Here is a 17880-nt window from a genome sequence, read left to right as displayed (position 1 = left end):
GCCTAATATTCCGGCGGCCGATCGTCGTCCTGTGCTGCCGCTGGGGAGTCCGCTGTGCAACCTTCCATGTCCCGTGAGCCGTCGAGTCCCGGTCGCCACGCCCGGCGCCCGCGGGGAATGGCGATCGCCGCCGCCGGTGTGGCCGTCGCGGTGATCGCCGGGGTGGCCGTGTGGGCGAGCAGCCGCGGGGACGACGACAAGTCGGCCGCGAGCGTGAGCCTGCCGGTGTCGGTCGAATCGGTCGAGTCCGGTGCGGCGACGACGAGCCCGGCCGCCCCCGGCAGTTCGGCGGCCACGTCGCCGGCCACTCCGAAAAGCGCGGCGCCGACCAAAACCACGGCGACGACCACTCCGGCGACGCAGCCGGTGGCCAAGGGCGGCTGGATCCCGATCGACCAGACCGCCTGGAACGCCCAGGTCGCGAAGTTCAAAGCGACCAAGGCCGATCCGCCGGGCAACGCCGGCAACCTGGCCGAGTTCCGCGCCGACTGCACCTACAGCCACAGCGGCGCGAACGACCCGATCGTCTTCCCGGGCCTGCCGGGCGCCTCGCACATGCACACGTTCGTCGGGAACAAGGGCGTCGACGCCGACACCACCGCCGGTGACCTGATGAAGTTCACGGCCAGCACCTGCAAGCCGAACGTGGACCATTCGGCCTACTGGGTGCCGTCGCTCTACGACGCGGCGACCAAGAAGCCGGTCGAGCCGACCGGGTTCCGCGTCTACTACCGGTCGATCCGGGACAACTCGAAGGGCATCATGCCGATGCCGAACGGGCTGCGGATGATCGCCGGCGACGCCAAGAAGAAGGTGCCGACCCCGCGCGGCGCTCAGGGCCAGTTCTACTGCGCCTTCTACGGCCCCGGGAACATCGACGGGGACTCGCGCAGCGACAACGGCAACTGGCCGATCTGCGGCAAGCCGGCCCACCTGCACTTCACGCTGCTGTTCCCGGACTGCTGGGACGGCAAGAACCTGGACAGCCCGGACCACAAGAAGCACGTCGCGTTCGGCACCAACGAGGGCTGCCCGGCCGATCATCCGGTGCGCATCCCGTCGCTGACCTTCGAGATCACGTACGGCGTGACCGGCTCCAAGGCCGGCTACTACCTCTCCTCCGACCCGGACGGCAAGAGCGCCTCGTCGATGCACGGCGACGCGTTCCTGATGTGGAACGCGGACGCGATGAACCAGCGGGTCCGCAACTGCATCGCCCAGCGCCGCACCTGCAACAACGACGGGTACGACCCGTTCTCCTTCTGAACATTCCTGGAGGGGCGTCCGGCCCTTCGGGGACACACCATCCGCTCGGGGACCGCGCCCCCAGGAACGACCTCAGCCGAGCAGACGGACGATCGAGTCGCCGGGTGCCCCGAGCCACCCGGCGACCGCGGTGAGCGGCTCGTGCAGCGCCCGCCCGGCCAGCAGGAACGCCCCGGCCCGGGTGAGCGTCTCGGTCAGCTGGTGCACGGCGCCGGCGATCTGCTCACGGTCCGGTTCGGGCGCCGTCACCGCGGCCTGGGCCGCTTCCAGGTCACGTCGGCCGGCCGCCTTGACCTGCGGGGACAGCGGCAGCGCGGCCAGCACACGGCCGACGTCGCGCAGCTGGGCCTGTACGTCGGTGGTGTCGGAGACGACCTGAGCGGTCGAGGTGCCGGTGAAAGAGAACATCGGTATCAGCCTCCTGGGCGAATCGTGACTAAAACGGACAAATCGTCCGCCCGCCCCCCTCAACGACGGAGAGCCCGCACACGGTGTGCGGGCTCTCCGGTGAGACGAAGTCGTTACTTCCAGGTGTCGCTGACCGTGTACGAGGTCGCGGTGCCCGTCGAGTACGACCGGTTGCTGCCGGACTCCCAGGTCACGGTCCCGGCCGCGTCCTTCTTGAGGTACTTGTAGGTGAAGCTCGTGCTCTGCGGCACGATCACCGTCCTCGACCAGGCCGACGAGCCGCTCGCGGTCAGCGGGATCGCGTCGGCCGGGGCCCAGCTGCCCAGCGAGGCGATCGAGCCGACCACGTAGACGGTCTGCCCGCTGCTGACGGTCGCCGACTCGTTGAAGGTGATCGCGGTCGCGCTCGCGTTGGCCACGCCGAAGCTGTTGGCGAAGGTCACCGCCGAGGTGCCGGTGGTCACCGCCCGGTTGGCGTTGCTCTCCCAGGTGACGTTCCCGGACGAGTCCTTCTTGATGTACTTGTATTCGAAGCTGCTGCCGGACGGGACCGCGATCGTCGACGTCCAGATCGGATAGCCGCTCGCGCTCAGCGCCACCGCCTTCGACGTGTCCCAGCCGCCGAGGGCCGCGTTCGAGCCGACGACGTAGACGCTGGTGCCGGTGGTCGTGGTGGCGTACACGTTGAAGGTCGCCTGCACGGTGCCGGTCGAGCTGGTCGGGGAGACCGAGGCCGACGGGCTGACCGACGTGGTCGCCGAGGGCGACGCCGTGGGGCTGGTCGTCGGGCTGGTCGTGGTGCCGCCGCCGGACTTGGCGTTGACGTCGATCGCCACCGCGCCGTTGGCCGGGATGGTCACCGACGCGGTCCCGCCGGAGACGGTGACCGAGGTGCCGGCGCAGCCGCTGGTGGTCGCGCCGCCGGTGATCCGGTCGCAGTAGGTGCCGTTGGCCAGGCCGGTGGTGTAGGTCGCGGTCGACGCGCTGCCCGAGCGGTTCACGCCGAACCAGCCGAGCGAACCGCGGCTGAAGCCGATGATGTTGCTCGCGGTGTTCGTCCAGTTGGAGACCGTGGTGACCGTCTGGGTGGCGTTGTGCCAGCCGACCATGCCCTTGACGCCGGTGCTCTGGGTCGAGCACTGCCAGGCGCCGTTGCTGCAGCTGGTGTCCGTGACGTAGCCGTTGGAGTCGGCCGGCGGCGACGCGCCGGTGGCCGAGGTGGAGAACGCGAAGCCGTCGTAGAGGAACGGCTGGCCGTACGGGTAGGCGAGCAGGAAGTAGTTCGCCAGCGTGTACGTGGATCCGTCCTGGTAACGCAGGGTCGAGCCGTTGCGCTCCAGGTCGTGGTTGGTGACCATGGCCGCGGTCAGCGCGCTCGACGCGTCCAGGCTCCACGACGGGATGCCCGACAGGTTGGACAGGGTGCCGTTGGCGAACTGGGTCTTCAGCCCGTACGCGTAGGAGAAGCCGAGCACGTCACCGATCCCGGTGTACGCGGACGGCGCGATCTCCCCGCTGCCGCCGGGCATGACCTCCTGCGCGAAGTACGGCGCCACGCCCTCGGCGGTCGTGTTGTGCAGCTGGCCCTTGATGGCCGACAGGTCGGAGGCGGCCATGTGCTTGGCGGCGTCGACCCGGAAGCCGTCCACCCCCCAGTCGATCAGCTTGTTCAGGTAACCGGCGATCTTCGTACGGACGCCGCTGTCCTGCGACTTGAGGTCGGAGAGGGCGACGAGCTCGCAGTTCTGCACCTCGGAGGCGTTGTTGTAGTCGTCGATCACGCCGTCGTCGTCGGAGCAGTAGCCGTCGTTCGGGTGGTGGAAGTCGCTGTACGAGTACGGCACCGCGGGATAGGAGTATCCGCTCGGGCTGAACGTGGAGCCGCCGTACCCCGTGGTGACGGTGTTGTTGGAACCCGCCATGTGATTGATGACCGCGTCCACGTAGACCCGCACGCCGGCGTTGTGGCAGGCGGTGACCATGCTGGTGAACTGGGCCTGGGTGCCCAGCCGGCCGGTGATGTTGTACGAGACCGGCTGGTAGACCTCCCACCACGGGTGCGAGCCGTCGCTGGTCGAGGCGAGGGTCACCGACTCCTGCGGCGGGGCGACCTGGACTGCGCCGTACCCGGCCGGGCCGAGCTGGCCGGTGCAGGCGGCCGCGACGGAGTTGAAGTTCCACTCCCACAGGTTCGCGGTCACGTCGCTGTTGTTGAGGGTCGAGGCGGCGCTGGCGGTGGTGGCCAGACCGACGCCGACCAGGCCCGCGGCGGCCAGCGCGAGGCTGGTCACGGACCCGAGCAGAAGGGTGCGGGTTCTTCTTCTCATGGGGGCGCTTTCTGTGGGGACGGGTGGTGAAACTTCTTTCAGGGGGATCGGAGCTGGTCTTACCCGGCCGAGAGGGGAGTGCCGATGCAAGTCCTTGCAACTTGTTTCAGGAAGTTACCAAGCGATGTCACGCTCGTAAAGACATCGAACGCTGTGCGTCCAAAAAAGAAGACGCCCCCGGATCCGGGGGCGTCTTCGATGTGGACGGTGGTCAGGGTGGCGTGATCCGGGCCGCGCCCAGCTCGGGGCCGACGGCCAGGCGCGCGCCGGGTTTCCGGCCCCGGCCCCAGCCGATCTCCCGGCGATAGCTGCCCAGCAGCCCCCGCCGGGCCAGGTGTTCCTCGTCGCGCAAGGGCGAGCCGGGCTCGACCGGGTGCCGCAGCGGCGCGACGAACAGCGCGTCGGCCGGGCAGTGGGCCTCACACATGAAACAGGTCTGGCAGTCCGACTGCCGGGCGATCACCGGCAGCCCGCCCGGCCCGCGGTCGAAGACGTTGGTCGGGCAGACCGCGATGCACACGTCGCAGGTCACGCACCGGGACGCCGAGACGACCTCGATCACGAGGCCACCGCCCGCGCCGGGCCCGCCGGAGGCTCCGGGCGCACCCACAGCTCGTCCAGGCCACCGACGGTCAGCCGGTGGTGCTGGGCCGGGTCGAGCGCCGGGAAGTCCTCGCGCCGGGCCATCCCGCGGCTTTCGGTCCGGGCGAGCGCACCGGTGTACATCCACCGGGCGTGCGCGACCATGGCCGCCGCCTGCCGGGTCCGGACCGCATCGGCCCCGCGCGCCGCGGCGCTGCCGCGCAGGGTCGCCCAGACCCCGTCGAGCTCGGCCAGCGCGGGCCGCAGCCGGTCGCCGTGCCGCAGGTAGTTCTTGTCGTACGGGTGCACCTGCTCGCGCACCACGTCAAGGGCCGCCTCGCGGGCCCCGGCGCCGACCGGCCGGGCCGCCCGGCCACCGGCGGCGACCAGCCGTCGCCGGTTCGCGCCCGCGCCGAGCCCGGCCGCGAACCGCGCCGCACCCCGCCCGGCCCAGGTGCCCGACGACATCGCCCAGGCCGAGTTGTGGCTGCCCCCGCCGGTGAACCCGCCGCAGATCAGTTCCCGGGTCGCCGCGTCCCCGGCCGCGTAGAGCCCGGGGACCGTGGTCGCGCACTCGTCGTCGGCGATCCGGATCCCGCCGGTGCCCCGGACCGTGCCCTCCAGGAGCAGCGTGACCGGGAAGCGCTCGGTGAACGGGTCGATCCCGAGCCGGTCGAACGGCAGGAAGAAGTTCGGCTGCCCGAGCCGCATCTGGGCCTGCTGCCGGGCGTCGGCCTGGTCGATGCGGCACAGCACGGTGCCGGTGCGCAGCAGCTCGCCGGCGATCACCGAACGGCCGCCCTGACTGCCCGCGCCCTCGAGATGGGTGCCGTCGGCCCGGAAGAGGGTCGCGAAGTTGTAATAAGCCGTCTTGGTCACCGAGGAGAAGGCGGGGGCGATCCCGTACGCGTTGGAGAACTCCATCCCGGACAGTTCCGCCCCGGCCTCGGCCGCGTAGAGCGCGCCGTCCCCGGTGTCGACGTCGCACCCGAGCGCCCCGCTGAGGAATGCGCACCCGCCGGTGGCCAGGACCACCGCGCCGGCCCGGACCCGGTACTCCAGGTCGTGCTGGCGGCGGTATCCGCGCAGGCCGGCGACCGTACCGGCCGGGTCGGTGAGCAGTTCCAGGACCGGGCTGTGGTCGAGGATCCGGACCCCGGCGCGGCGGATCCAGGAGCGCATCCGGCGCATGTACTCCGGGCCCTGCACGCCCCGCTTCTGCGCTTCGCCGCCGACCACCGGGAACGGGTAGCGCGCCTCGTCCTCCAGGCGATTCATGTTCTCGTAGGTCTGGTCCAGCACCCGGGCCGCCCAGCGCCGGTCGGCCAGGTGGCCGCCGAGCGCCTCGCGGCTCGCCATCGCGCTCTCGCGCTGGTCCGGGTCGGGCCGGACGTACCAGACACCGGTGCCACCGGCGGCGGTCGGCCCGCTGGTCCCGCAGTAACCCTTGTCGAGCAGCAGCACGTCGGCCCCGGCCCGGGCGGCGGTGAGGGCGGCCCAGGCGCCGGCCGGTCCACCACCGGCGACGACGACGTCGGCGGTGAGATCGAGCGGGGTGGGATCGATGGACATGGGTTCTCCAGTCGGGAGGGGTCAGGTCCGCACCCCGAGCCTGCAACCCACAAAGCCTATCTGTCAACTAGGGTATTGGTGACCGGGACGACGCCCCGCAAGATCTTGGTGGGAACGATTGCGTCAGACTTGTGACGTGACCACCAGCTCCACCCCGCCGCGACGCCGGGACGCGGCCCGCACCCGGCAGCTTCTGCTCGACGCGGCCCGGCGCCGGTTCGCCACCAACGGCTACGCGGAGACCACGGTCCGGGACATCGCCGACGAGGCCGGCGTCAACGTCGCGCTGATCAGCCGCTACTTCGAGTCCAAGGAGGGGCTGTTCGAGGCCGCGCTGACCACCAGTTTCGCCGAGCTGCGGGCGGCCGCCGGGGACGTGACCCCCGGCGAGGTCCCGGAGACGATCGCCCGCATGGCCGTCGGCCAGAGCACCGCCGGCGGCCCCAGCCACAGCCTGCTGCTGATACTGCGCTCCTCCGGCGACGAGCGCGCCGACCGGATACGCCTGCGCTTCCTGCACATGTTCGCCGAGAAGATGGCCCAGGCGGCCTCGATGCGGGGCGGCGACCCGGACATCCTGCGCGCCCAGATCCTGCTCTCCACCGCCATCGGCGTCACCCTGCTGCGCGCCACCAACCTCGAACCCCTGGCCTCCGCCTCGGCCGAGGACCTGACCACCCCACTGCGCGACGTGGTCGAGGCTTTGATCAAAAAATCCGCTTAGGTACGGCGTCAGCCCCCGGCCCCGCCCAGCCCGGCCGCGACCCCCGCCTCGGTCCCGCCCACCCCGCGACGCAAGCAGGCCGGCTGGCACTGAGGGCTGTATCCGGACCTCGAAGACAGCCGTGAGCACCAGCCGGGCCGCGGGGGTCGCGCTGCGGGCCGGAGTGCCGCGGGGGTCGCGTCCGGGCTGGGTGGGACCGGGCGCTGACGCCGTACGCGCGAATTGTTTTCAGGAAAGACGGACCGGGATGACGTCGGGGGCTCCGAGGCGGGCGGCGTCGGCCGTCTCGTCGTCCTGCTGTTCCTGGGAGGCGCGTTCGGCCTGGACCCGGAGGCGGTAGTTCTCCACCTCGCGTTCCCGCTGCTCCGGGGTCCAGCCGAGGACCCGGCCCATCAGTTCGGCCGCTTCGGCGGCCGACGCCGTGCCCCGGTCGAACGTCTCGATCGAGATGCGGGTCCGGCGGGTGAGGACGTCGACCAGGTGGCGGGCGCCCTCGGCGGCGGCCGCGTAGACGACCTCGGCCCGCAGGTAGTCGTCGGCGCCGTCGAGGGGCCGGCCCAGCGACGGATCCTCCCTGATCAGGTCCAGCAGTTCCCGGATCAGCGAGCCGTAGCGGCCGAGCAGGTGCTCGACCCGGGCGACGTGCAGGCCGGACTCGGCGGCGATCAGGCCGCGCCGGTTCCACAGCGCGGTGTAGCCCTCGGCGCCGATCAGCGGAACCTTGTCGGTGCAGCAGCGCGCGATCGGCCGGTTCAGGTTGAACGCGCAGGCGTCGACCGCGTCCTTGGCCATCACGCGATAGGTCGTGTATTTCCCGCCGGCGACCACCACCAGGCCGGGCACCGGACTGGCGACCATGTGCTCGCGCGACAGCTTGGACGTCGACTCCGACTCGCCGGACAGCAGCGGCCGCAGCCCGGCGTAGACACCCTGCACGTCGGAGCGTTCCAACGGCCGGGCCAGCACCTTGTTGACCTCGGTGAGCAGGTAGTCGATGTCCTTGGCGGACGCCGCCGGATGCGACTTGTCGAGCGCCCAGTCGGTGTCGGTGGTGCCGACGATCCAGTGCCGCCCCCACGGGATCACGAACAGCACGCTCGTCGCGGTCCGCAGGATCAGGCCGGTCGACGACTGGATCCGGTCCCGGGGCACGACCAGGTGGATGCCCTTGGACGCCCGGACGTGGAACTGCCCGCGCTCCCCGACCAGCGACTGGGTCTCGTCGGTCCACACCCCGGTCGCGTTGATCACCTGCTGGGCGCGGATCTCGAAGGTCCGGTCGTGCTCCAGGTCGTGGACCCGCACCCCGGTGACCCGCTCGCCCTCGCGCAGGAAACCGGTCACCTCGACCCGGTTGGCGACGTGCGCGCCGTACGCGGCGGCCGTCCGGGCCAGGAACATCGTGTGCCGCGCGTCGTCGACCTGCGCGTCCGAGTACTGCAGCGCGCCGACCAGCGACTCCTTGCGTAACGCCGGGCAGCGGCGCAGCGCCCCGCGGCGGCTCAGGTGCCGATGGTTGGGCAGGCTGCCCGACCAGGCCATCGCGTCGTAGAGGGTGACCCCGGCCCCGGCGTAGAGGCGCTCCCAGCCGCGGTGCTTGAGCGGGTAGAGGAAGCGCACCGGCCGGGCCAGGTGCGGGGCGAGCCGGGACAGGATCAGCCCGCGTTCCCGCAGCGCCTCCCGGACCAGGCCGAAATCGAGCATCTCCAGGTAGCGCAGGCCGCCGTGGATCAGCTTGCTCAACCGGCTGGACGTGCCCGAGGCGAAGTCGCGCGCCTCGACGAGCCCCACGGAGAGTCCCCGCGTGACCGCGTCGAGGGCGCAACCCGCCCCGACCACTCCCCCACCGATCACCAGCACGTCGACCTCGGCCCCTTCCAGGGTCAGCAACGCGGCGTCCCGGGACTGCGGCGAGAGATCCGGCATCAGTCCACGTCCACCCAGTCGAGGGTCCGCTGCACCGCCTTCTTCCAGCGGCCGTAACCCTGTTCGCGCTGGTCGGACGACCAGTTCGGCTGCCAGCGCTGCGACTCGTTCCAGTTCTCCCGCAGTTCGTCGGTCGACTTCCAGAAGCCGACGGCCAGACCGGCCGCGTAGGCCGCGCCGAGCGCCGTGGTCTCGGCCACCACCGGCCGGCTGACCGGCACGCCGAGCACGTCGGCCTGGATCTGCATGGCCAGGTTGTTGACGGTGATGCCGCCGTCCACCTTGAGGACGTCGAGCGTCACCCCGGAGTCCTGCGCCATCGCGTCGACCACGTCCCGGGTCTGGTACGAGATCGACTCCAGGGTGGCCCGGGCGATGTGCGCGTCGGTGTTGAACCGGGACAGCCCGACGATCGCGCCGCGGGCGTCCGAGCGCCAGTACGGCGCGAACAGCCCGGAGAACGCCGGCACGAAGTACACCCCGCCGTTGTCCGGCACCTGCGCGGCCAGGGACTCGCTCTGGTCGGCGCTCTTGATGATGTGCAGCTGGTCGCGCAGCCACTGCACGGCCGAGCCGGTGACCGCGATCGAGCCCTCCAGGGCGTAGACCGGCGCCGCGTCCCCGAACTTGTAGCAGACGGTGGTGAGCAGCCCGTTCTCCGAACGGACCAGGTTCGTGCCGGTGTTCAGGAGCATGAAGTTGCCGGTGCCGTACGTGTTCTTGGCCTCGCCGGGCGCGAAGCAGACCTGCCCGACCGTGGCCGCCTGCTGGTCGCCGAGGTCACCGGTGAGCGGCACGTCCCCGCCGAGCGGCCCGTCGACGTGCGCGGTCCCGTACGTGTTGGGGTCGGACGACGGCCGGATCTGCGGGAGCATCCGCCGCGGGATGTTGAAGAACGACAGCAGCTCGTCGTCCCAGTCGAGGGTCTCCAGGTTCATCAGCATGGTCCGGCTGGCGTTGGTCACGTCGGTGACGTGGTTCCCACCGTTCGTCCCGCCGGTGATGTTCCAGAGCAGCCACGAGTCGGTGTTGCCGAACAGGGCGTCGCCGCGCTCGGCGGCCTCACGCACCCCGTCGACGTTCTCCAGGATCCACTGGATCTTGCCGCCGGAGAAGTAGGTGGCCGGCGGCAGTCCCGCCTTGCGCCGGATCACGTCGCCCCGGCCGTCCCGGTCGAGCGCCGAGGCGATCCGGTCGGTGCGGGTGTCCTGCCAGACGATCGCGTTGTAGTACGGCCGCCCGGTGCGCCGATCCCACACCACGGTGGTCTCGCGCTGGTTGGTGATGCCGACCGCGGCCAGGTCGCTCGCGCTCAGGTTGGCCTTCTGCATCGCGGTGCGCACGACCGCGACCGTGCGCTCCCAGATCTCGATCGGGTTGTGCTCGACCCAGCCCGCCTGGGGCAGGATCTGCTCGTGCTCGAGCTGGTGGCGGGCCACCTCGTTGCCGCCATGGTCGAAGATCATGAAGCGGGTGCTGGTCGTGCCCTGGTCCACGGCTCCGACGAAGTCAGCCACGGTTCGCCTCCACACTGTCGCGTGCCGACGGCACCTCGCCCACCTCTTGGGGCTCGGTCGACGGCAGGAATCGTCCGATCAGATACTGGTACAGACCGGCACCGACCACACCACCGATGATCGGTCCCACGATCGGTATCCAGAAGTAGAGATAGCCGGTCTGATCTCGGAATGCTCCCTCGTACCCGGTGAAGAAGCTGGCCAGGCGCGGCCCGAAGTCACGGGCCGGGTTGATCGCGTACCCGGCGTCGGTGCCCCAGGCCATGCCGATGGCGACCACCAACAGGCCGACCACGACCGGGCCGAGGTTGGCGGCCGGCGCGTTGTTGGCGACGTCGGTCAGCGCGAGGATCACGAAGAGCAGGATCGCCGTGCCGATGATCTGGTCGCGGAACGCGCCCCACTCACCGACCGGCAGGCTGCCGTTGCCCGGCAGCGTCGAGAAGACCCCCTGGGTCTTGATCGTCAGCCCGGGGTCCTTGGCGTTCAGGACCTCGGTGTAGTTCCAGCGCACCAGCAGCGCGGCGACGAACGCGCCGAGGAACTGGGCCAGGGCGTAGGGCGCCACTTTCCGCCAGGAGAAGCCCTTGAAGACGGCGAGCGCGATGGTCACCGCCGGGTTGAGATGGGCGCCGCTGAGCCGCGCGGCCACGTACACACCGAGGGTGACGCCCAGGCCCCAGGCCCAGGCGATGCTGTCGTGATCCCCGATGCCGCCGGCGACGACCTGCGCCACCACCCCGCAGCCGAACAGGATCAGAATCAGGGTTCCGGCGAACTCTGCCGCGAGTTCACCGACCAGTCCAGGAACTTTGAGTCGTGCGGCCATGCTCCCTCCTTCGTCGTGCGATGTCCTGGACGCTAGGAACGCTTCCCCCGCCGGGCAACGAACAGCGGTCGGCATTGTCGAACATCAATTACGGCGGGTCGTAGCGCGAACGCATAGAGTTCGAAACATGCCGGGAACAGTGCAGTCCATCGAGCGAGCGGCCGCGATCCTGCGGATGCTCGCCGGCGGGCCGGGCCGGCTCGGGCTCAGCGAGATCGCCCGGTCTCTCGACCTGGCCAAAGGAACAACCCACGGCATTCTGCGTACGTTGCAGGGAGTCGGCTTCGTGGAACAGGACCGCGGCTCCGGGCAGTACCAGCTGGGCGCCGCCCTGCTCCACCTGGGAACGAGCTATCTGGACATCAACGAGCTGCGGTCGCGCTCGATCAACTGGGCCGATCCCCTGGCCGCACGCAGCGGCGAGGCGGTCCGGATCGGCACCGTCCTGGAAGGACAGGTGCTCGTCGTGCACCACGTGTTCCGGCCGGACGACACGTTCCAGACGCTGGACGTGGGCGCCCTCCTGCCGTTGCACGCGACCGCATTAGGGAAGGTGCTGCTGGCCTACCGAGCCGGCACGCTCGATACGGACCTGACCATCTACACGCGGAAAACCCTGGCCACGCCGCGCGAGCTGGCAGCGGCGCTGGAACAGGTCCGGGAGAGCGGCTGGGCCGCCGACGTCGAGGAGCTCATGCTCGGCCAGGCCGCGGTCGCCGCGCCGATACGGGGTTACGGCGGTCTCGTGATCGGCGCCATCGGCGTCTCCGGACAAGTCGACCGGATCTGCGACAGCCACTACGTACCACGCCCGCACCTGGTCACCAGCGTGCGGGACGCGGCCCGGGCGATCTCGCGGGAAATGGGAGCCGCCCGGCAATAGAGGGGATCATCATGGCGGAACGCTTCGTGGTCGCGATCGACCAGGGCACCACCTCGACCCGGTGCATCGTCTTCGACCGGCGTGGGCAGCTGGTCTCGCTGGCCCAGCAGGAGCACAAGCAGCACTTCCCGAAACCGGGCTGGGTCGAGCACGACGCCATGGAGATCTGGCGCAACGTGGAACGCCTCGCGCCCCTGGCCCTGCGCCGGGCCGGGATCACCATCGACCAGGTGGCCGCGGTCGGCATCGCCAACCAGCGGGAGACGACGGTGATCTGGGACCGCCGGACCGGGATCCCGGTGGGGCGGGCCATCATCTGGCAGGACACCCGGACCGATGCGCTGGTCCACGCGCTGTCCTCGTCTTTTGACGCCGGGCACCTTTCCGACATCTCCGGCCTGCCGCTCGCGACCTATTTCTCCGGGCCGCGCCTGCGCTGGATGCTCGACCACACCCCCGGGCTGCAGGAACGCGCGGAACGGGGCGAGGTGCTGTGCGGAACCATGGAGACCTGGCTGATCTGGAACATGACCCGCGGCGCGCACGTCACCGACGTGACCAACGCCAGTCGCACCATGCTCCTGGACATCCACGCGCTCGACTGGTCGGCCGAGGCGCTCGACTTCTTCGGGATACCCCGCGCGATGTTGCCCGAGGTGCGGGCTTCGATCGGCGCCTTCGGCACCGCTTGCGAAGCATTTCCGGGGGTACGGATCGGGGCCGCGCTCGGCGACCAGCAGGCCGCGCTGTTCGGGCAGACCTGTTTCACGCCCGGGGAGGCCAAGTGCACGTACGGCACCGGCAGCTTCCTGCTGCTCAACACCGGGACCGAGCTCGTCCGGCCCGGGCACGGGCTGCTCAGCACGGTCGCGTACCAGGTCGCCGGTTCCCCGGCCAGCTACGCCCTGGAAGGGTCGATCGCGATCACCGGCTCGCTCGTCCAATGGTTCCGCGACCAGCTGGAGCTGATCTCCAGCGCGCCCGAGATCGAGACCCTGGCCCGTACGGTCGCCGACAACGGCGGCTGCTACATCGTGCCGGCGTTCTCCGGGCTGTACGCCCCGCACTGGCGTTCCGAGGCGCGCGGGGTGATCGTGGGGCTGACCTCGTACATCACCAAAGGTCACCTGGCCCGGGCCGTGCTGGAGGCGACCGCCTGGCAGACCCGGGAGGTCGTGGACGTGATGAACGCCAACTCCGGGCTCGCCCTGAAAACCCTCAAGGTGGACGGCGGGATGACCGCCGACAACCTGCTCATGCAGATGATCGCCGACGTGCTCGACGTGCCGGTGGTCCGGCCGCTGGCCGTCGAGACGGTGTCACTGGGGGCGGCCTACGCCGCCGGGCTGGCCGTCGGATACTGGCCCGACCTGGACGGGTTGCGGCGCAACTGGCACATCGCCGGCCAGTGGATGCCGGCGATGGACCCCGGCCTGCGCGACACCGAGTACGTCAACTGGCAGCGGGCGGTCGAGCGCACCTTCGACTGGATCCGGCCCGGATAGCCTGGCCGCGGCCTGGTCGGCGTGGCGCGACGTCCGCCGTACCGTAAGCCTGGCCTCTCGCTCTTGATCTTCAACCCGACCCACCGGCCGGAGACATCCCTCAGCACCAGCCGAAAGGCCCCAGCTGGCGCTCAGTGCTGCTTTCCCACCCCCGGGACATCCCTCAGCACCAGCCGAAGGGCCTCGGCTGGGGGTGGGGGTGAGGTGTGCTGCCGGTCACGACTTGCGCGGAGGTGGAATCGGGGGTGAGGGATGGGGGTTCGCGCTGATATGACGACCATCGGACTTATCGGTAGTGGGAACATCGGCGGGACCGTGGCGCGGCTCGCGGTGGCGGCCGGGTACGACGTGGTGCTGAGCAACTCGCGCGGGCCCGAGACGCTGCGGGAACTCGTCGCCGAGCTGGGGCCGAAGGCTCGCGCGGCGACCGCGGCGGAGGCGGCGTCCGCGGGGGACGTCGTGGTGGTGACCGTGCCGCTGCGGGCGTACGCGGACGTGCCGGTCGGGCCGCTCGCGGGCAAGGTCGTGATCGACACGAACAACTACTACCCGGAGCGGGACGGGCACATCGCCGCCCTGGACAACGACGAGTCGACCACCGGGGAGCTGCTGCAGCGGCACCTGCCGGACAGCAAGGTGGTCAAGGGCTTCAACAACATCTGGTTCCAGCACCTGGCGACGCTGCACCGGGCGTCCGGGTCGGCCGACCGGACGGCGCTGCCGATCGCCGGGGACGACTCGGCGGCCAAACTGGTGGTCACCGAGTTCCTGGACCGGATCGGGTACGACGCGGTGGACGTCGGGCCGCTCGCCGAGAACTGGCGGACGCAGCGGGACTCGCCGGTCTACGTGACGCCCTACGGGCCGTACGGTGGCGCGGGTGTGCCGGCCGGCGCCGACGTCGTCCGCCGGGCGGTCGCCGAGGCCAAGCGCTGACCCGTCGAACCGGCTCGTGACCCGTCGCGGAAACGCGGCGGGCCACGGGCGGCGGGGTAGAGAACAACCCGAAAGCGGCATCCCGGAATCGGGCCGGACGTGCCAGACTGGCCCGCGGATCGCCGCCCGCACCCCACCGAGGACCGGTAATGCGAAAGCGCCTCGCCGCCATGATCGCCGTTCTGCCGATCGCCGGGATGGTCGCGGCCTGCGCCGACACCGAGCGCAGCGGCGGTGCGAGCGTCCCGCCGGCGGCGACCGGTCCGGTGGCGACCGAGGACGTGGGTTTCACGCCGTCGGCCTCATCGTCGGTGACGTCCCGGCCGCCGGCCCCGCACACGTCCGCGACCGGCCGGCCGGTGATCGCGACCAGCCGGCCGGCGACCGAGCGGCCGCGGGCGACACCGACCACCCCGGCGCTGCCGCCGTACCGGCCGCCGACGGTCGGGAAGCCGATCTATCCGACCGATCCGCTCACGCCGCCGCCACCGATCACCGCCGGTCCGGACGATCCCGAGCAGCGCGTCCAGGAGAAGACTCCGGCGGTGCGTCAGCAGAAACCCCCGCGCACGGTCAGGTGAAGTCGTCGTGGGTCACGTACTGGCCCGTGTGCGGTGTGGTCGTGGTGCGGTTGGCGCGGGACTCCCAGGTGACCGAGCCGTCCGGATTCTTGATCAGATACTTGAACTCGACCGCGGTGTCGGGCGGCAGGCTCACGCCCCCGGACCAGGTCGGATACCCGTCCGCGGAGAGCGGCACGGCCCGGGCCGGATCCCATCCGCCGAGCTCGGCCAGGTTGCCGGCCACGAACACGTTCTGCCCCCAGACGGTTTCCCGGTGGACGTTGAAGGTCGCCGCGATCCGCTCGGGAGGCTCGAAGGTGACCCCGAGGCCTTCGGCCAAAGAATTGCGCGCGTACGAGTAGGCCAGCCCCACCGTCCCCGACCCGTTCTCGATGCCGATCGTCGCGCTGTTCCCGCCCGTGCGTTCCCCGGCGAGATCCTGGTAGCGGTACGTGATCCGCCCGTCCCGGCGCAGGATCACGCTTATCGACAGCCGCTGCGTCTCGTCGGCGAAGAAGCGCACGTTCCGCCACTCGACCACGAAACTGTCGGCGTCCGAGGCGGTGTACACACCGGCCGCGTCGTCCACGTAGAGGTCGTCCCAGAACGGGTAGAGCGCGTCGTTCGGGACGGCGGCGTCGGGCAGGTCGGTGTTGCCGTAGGCGTACGTCTCCTGCGCGAACCCGATCACCCCGTTGGTCCCGACCCAGGCGTGATCCTTTCCGGTCCCGTAGAACGGCATCGTGAACGGCAACGTCACCTCGGCGGCCCCGTCGTCGCCGCTGAGGCCGAGTCGTGTGACACCGGCCCGGTAGGGCTCTTCGGCGGGCCCGCATCCGTACCCGAAAGCGTCCTTGACCGGGGTCAGCGCGACGTCGGCCGTGACGTCGTCCCGGCCGACCGTGACGGATCGGCTCGCGGCGGCCGCGCAGCCGCCCGGCGGCGCGACGGTGAGCTGGTAGCTGCCGTGCGGCGCGGCGAGTCGATAGGCGCCGGCGGCGTCGGTGGTGACCGAGACCGTCGTGCCCGCGAGCGCCACGACCGCGCCCGGAACCGGGTCACCGCCCAGGCTGACGACACCGCTCACGACACTCGACGCACTGGCCGTCAGCGCGACGTCGGCGTCGGCCGAGCCGGTCGTGACGGTCACGCCGGCCTGATGGGGGTCATAGCCGAAAGCGGTCACGCGCAGCTCGTAGGACCCGACCGGGAGATGCCCCAGCCGGAAGGTGCCGTCGGCCGCGGTGACCACACTGCGGGAGGCCGGTCCGGTCACCGTGACGGCCGCCCCGCCGATCGCCCCGCCCGTCCCGGTCACCGTTCCCCGCAGCGTCCCGGTCGCGCTGGTCGCCAGCTGGACCGCCGCGTACGCGTCGAGCCGCCCCTCCCCGAACACGTTGTTGTCGGCGGCCGTCCCGCCGCACGAGAGATCCCCGGCGTCGGCCGCCGTCACGTCCAGGATCTCCCGGGTCGCGGCCACGTCCCGGCGCAGCGCGGGCGCGGCCGACCAGATCAGCGCGACCGTCGCCGCGGTGTGCGGCGAGGCCATCGACGTGCCGCTGTACGACGCGTACCCGTCGCCGGGCACGCTGGACCGCACGTCGACCCCGGGCGCGGCGATGTCGGGTTTGATCCCGCCGGCCTCCCCGGTGCCGCGGCCGGAGAACGGGGCGATCGCGCCGTTCACGTCGAACGCGCCGGACGAGTACACGCCGGCATAGGAGCCGGGCGTGGCGGCGGTGGCGCAGCCCGGCCCGGAGTTGCCGTTGGAGAACGCGGTGAAGATGCCGGCCGCGGTCCAGGCCCGGACCACGTCGGAGTACCACGGGTCGAAGCCGGACGCGCCGCCCCACGAGTTGTTGACGATGTCCGGCGCCAGGTCGGGTCGCGGATCGGCGCCGTTCAGGTCGGTCGGGGCGACGATCCACTGACCGGCGGCCAGCAGCGCGGACGCCGAGCAGGTCATGGACTCGCAGCCCTTGGCGGCGATCCAGGTCGCGCCCGGGGCGACCCCGATCCCGCCGGCCCCGGCCATCGTGCCCATGGTGTGGGTGCCGTGCCCGGCGTTGTCGCAGGGCGCGTCGCCGGGGCAGACGTGCGACGGGTCGTACCAGTTGTGGTCGTGCCGGTAGGTCCCGTCGGCCTGCCGTCCACGGTAGGCGGCGGCCAGGGCCGGATGGTCGAACTGGACGCCGGTGTCCACGTTGGCGATCACGATGCCCCGGCCGGTGTCGCCCTTCTCGGCCCAGACCCGGGGCGCGCCGATCCGGTCGACGTTCCACTCGGTGGCCTGGACCTCGGCCTGTGTCGCTCCGGCGGTGGGCTCGGGCAGGGTGATCGGGGTGTCCGGGACGACGGCCTTCACGTCCGGGCGGGCGGCGATCTCGTCGCGCAGCCGGGCGTCGCCGGTGACCTTGACGGTGTCGGCGATCCAGAACGTCTCGAAGGCGGCTTTGCGCCTGGTCAGCAGGTTACGCAGGCCGGCCTGATGGGCGGTCGCGCCGGTCTGCGCAGCCCGGACGACGGCTTGTGATCGGGCGGCCTTGGTCTTGGCGATCCCGGCCGGGCCGAAGTCGGTCGTGTCGCGCATCAATACCCAGAAGGTCTCCGGGCCGGCAGTCGCGGCCGGGGCGGGCGCGACCGGGGCCAGGGCGGCCAGAATGATCGCCCCGGACATCCAGCGTCTTGTCGTCAGCACGAACGCGGACGCTATTCACAACCTCCTATCTTTGCAAGTTCTTGCACCGTTTGCAGTCTGTTTCAGGGATCCGACGGCGCGGTAAAACCCCAGATGGAGGCTGCCTATTGAGCGGTTCATCCCGCAGATGGCGCGAATCAACGG

Annotated in this window: 14 protein-coding genes; 6 read left to right on the top strand and 8 right to left on the bottom strand. The window is 71.0% G+C overall.

The features are described 5' to 3' along the window. Positions 1-54 precede the first annotated feature (54 nt). Positions 55-1266, top strand: coding sequence for a DUF1996 domain-containing protein (locus tag ACSHV8_RS03250; RefSeq protein WP_436529195.1), 1212 nt, complete (start codon positions 55-57; stop codon positions 1264-1266). A 72-nt stretch (positions 1267-1338) separates the two neighbouring features. On the opposite strand, the gene ACSHV8_RS03245 is transcribed toward ACSHV8_RS03250, so the two are convergent. The 4 genes from ACSHV8_RS03245 to ACSHV8_RS03230 all read right to left on the bottom strand — a co-directional run bounded on the left by ACSHV8_RS03245 (position 1339) and on the right by ACSHV8_RS03230 (position 6155). After that, positions 1339-1674, bottom strand: a complete 336-nt coding sequence (locus tag ACSHV8_RS03245; RefSeq protein WP_436529193.1) for a hypothetical protein — start codon at positions 1672-1674, stop codon at positions 1339-1341. A 113-nt stretch (positions 1675-1787) separates the two neighbouring features. After that, the gene (locus ACSHV8_RS03240; protein WP_436529191.1) at positions 1788-4001 is read right to left on the bottom strand and encodes a carbohydrate-binding module family 20 domain-containing protein; all 2214 of its coding nucleotides are present in this window, start codon (positions 3999-4001) and stop codon (positions 1788-1790) included. 211 nt (positions 4002-4212) lie between these two features. Beyond that, the gene (locus ACSHV8_RS03235; protein ID WP_436529189.1) at positions 4213-4563 is read right to left on the bottom strand and encodes a 4Fe-4S dicluster domain-containing protein; all 351 of its coding nucleotides are present in this window, start codon (positions 4561-4563) and stop codon (positions 4213-4215) included. Beyond that, the gene (locus tag ACSHV8_RS03230; protein ID WP_436529187.1) at positions 4560-6155 is read right to left on the bottom strand and encodes an FAD-dependent oxidoreductase; all 1596 of its coding nucleotides are present in this window, start codon (positions 6153-6155) and stop codon (positions 4560-4562) included. The genes ACSHV8_RS03235 and ACSHV8_RS03230 overlap by 4 nt, the downstream gene beginning before the upstream one ends. A 136-nt stretch (positions 6156-6291) precedes the next feature. Here ACSHV8_RS03230 and ACSHV8_RS03225 point away from each other — a divergent pair, with 136 nt between their 5' ends. Beyond that, positions 6292-6879 carry a TetR family transcriptional regulator gene (locus ACSHV8_RS03225; protein ID WP_436529185.1) on the top strand — a complete coding sequence of 196 codons (588 nt, stop codon included), beginning with the start codon at positions 6292-6294 and terminating at the stop codon, positions 6877-6879. A gap of 228 nt (positions 6880-7107) precedes the next feature. On the opposite strand, the gene ACSHV8_RS03220 is transcribed toward ACSHV8_RS03225, so the two are convergent. Genes ACSHV8_RS03220 through ACSHV8_RS03210 form a run of 3 tightly spaced genes read right to left on the bottom strand, consistent with a single transcriptional unit; the run spans position 7108 to position 11151 of the window. Then, positions 7108-8805, bottom strand: a complete 1698-nt coding sequence (locus ACSHV8_RS03220; protein WP_436529183.1) for a glycerol-3-phosphate dehydrogenase/oxidase — start codon at positions 8803-8805, stop codon at positions 7108-7110. Beyond that, positions 8805-10322 (bottom strand): glycerol kinase GlpK, encoded by a 1518-nt coding sequence (glpK, locus tag ACSHV8_RS03215; RefSeq protein ID WP_436529181.1) that lies wholly within the window; start codon positions 10320-10322, stop codon positions 8805-8807. Before glpK (ACSHV8_RS03215) ends, ACSHV8_RS03220 begins: the two co-directional genes overlap by 1 nt. After that, positions 10315-11151 carry an MIP/aquaporin family protein gene (locus tag ACSHV8_RS03210; protein WP_436529179.1) on the bottom strand — a complete coding sequence of 279 codons (837 nt, stop codon included), beginning with the start codon at positions 11149-11151 and terminating at the stop codon, positions 10315-10317. Before ACSHV8_RS03210 ends, glpK (ACSHV8_RS03215) begins: the two co-directional genes overlap by 8 nt. A gap of 127 nt (positions 11152-11278) precedes the next feature. On the opposite strand from ACSHV8_RS03210, the gene ACSHV8_RS03205 reads away from it, so the two are divergent. The 4 genes from ACSHV8_RS03205 (at position 11279) to ACSHV8_RS03190 (ending at position 15056) form a co-directional block, all read left to right on the top strand. Next, complete coding sequence (locus ACSHV8_RS03205; RefSeq protein ID WP_436529177.1) at positions 11279-12034, top strand: IclR family transcriptional regulator; 756 nt, start codon at positions 11279-11281, stop codon at positions 12032-12034. An 11-nt stretch (positions 12035-12045) separates the two neighbouring features. After that, on the top strand, positions 12046-13539 hold the full coding sequence (glpK, locus tag ACSHV8_RS03200; protein WP_436529175.1) for a glycerol kinase GlpK: 1494 nt from the start codon (positions 12046-12048) through the stop codon (positions 13537-13539). A 270-nt stretch (positions 13540-13809) separates the two neighbouring features. Next, a complete protein-coding gene (locus tag ACSHV8_RS03195) occupies positions 13810-14475 on the top strand; it encodes an NADPH-dependent F420 reductase (RefSeq protein ID WP_436529173.1) in 666 nt (221 codons plus the stop codon). Between the two features lie 149 nt (positions 14476-14624). Beyond that, entirely contained in the window at positions 14625-15056 is a 432-nt protein-coding gene (locus ACSHV8_RS03190; protein ID WP_436529172.1) for a hypothetical protein, read from the top strand. On the opposite strand, the gene ACSHV8_RS03185 is transcribed toward ACSHV8_RS03190, so the two are convergent. Next, entirely contained in the window at positions 15049-17736 is a 2688-nt protein-coding gene (locus ACSHV8_RS03185; protein WP_436529171.1) for a S8 family serine peptidase, read from the bottom strand. The genes ACSHV8_RS03190 and ACSHV8_RS03185 overlap by 8 nt on opposite strands. Between the last annotated feature and the right edge of the window lie 144 nt (positions 17737-17880).

This window comes from Actinoplanes sp. HUAS TT8 (genome assembly GCF_051380535.1).
GTDB lineage: Bacteria > Actinomycetota > Actinomycetes > Mycobacteriales > Micromonosporaceae > Actinoplanes.
Note: the sequence above shows the minus strand (reverse complement) of the source record. Positions and strands in the feature narration are given on the sequence as shown.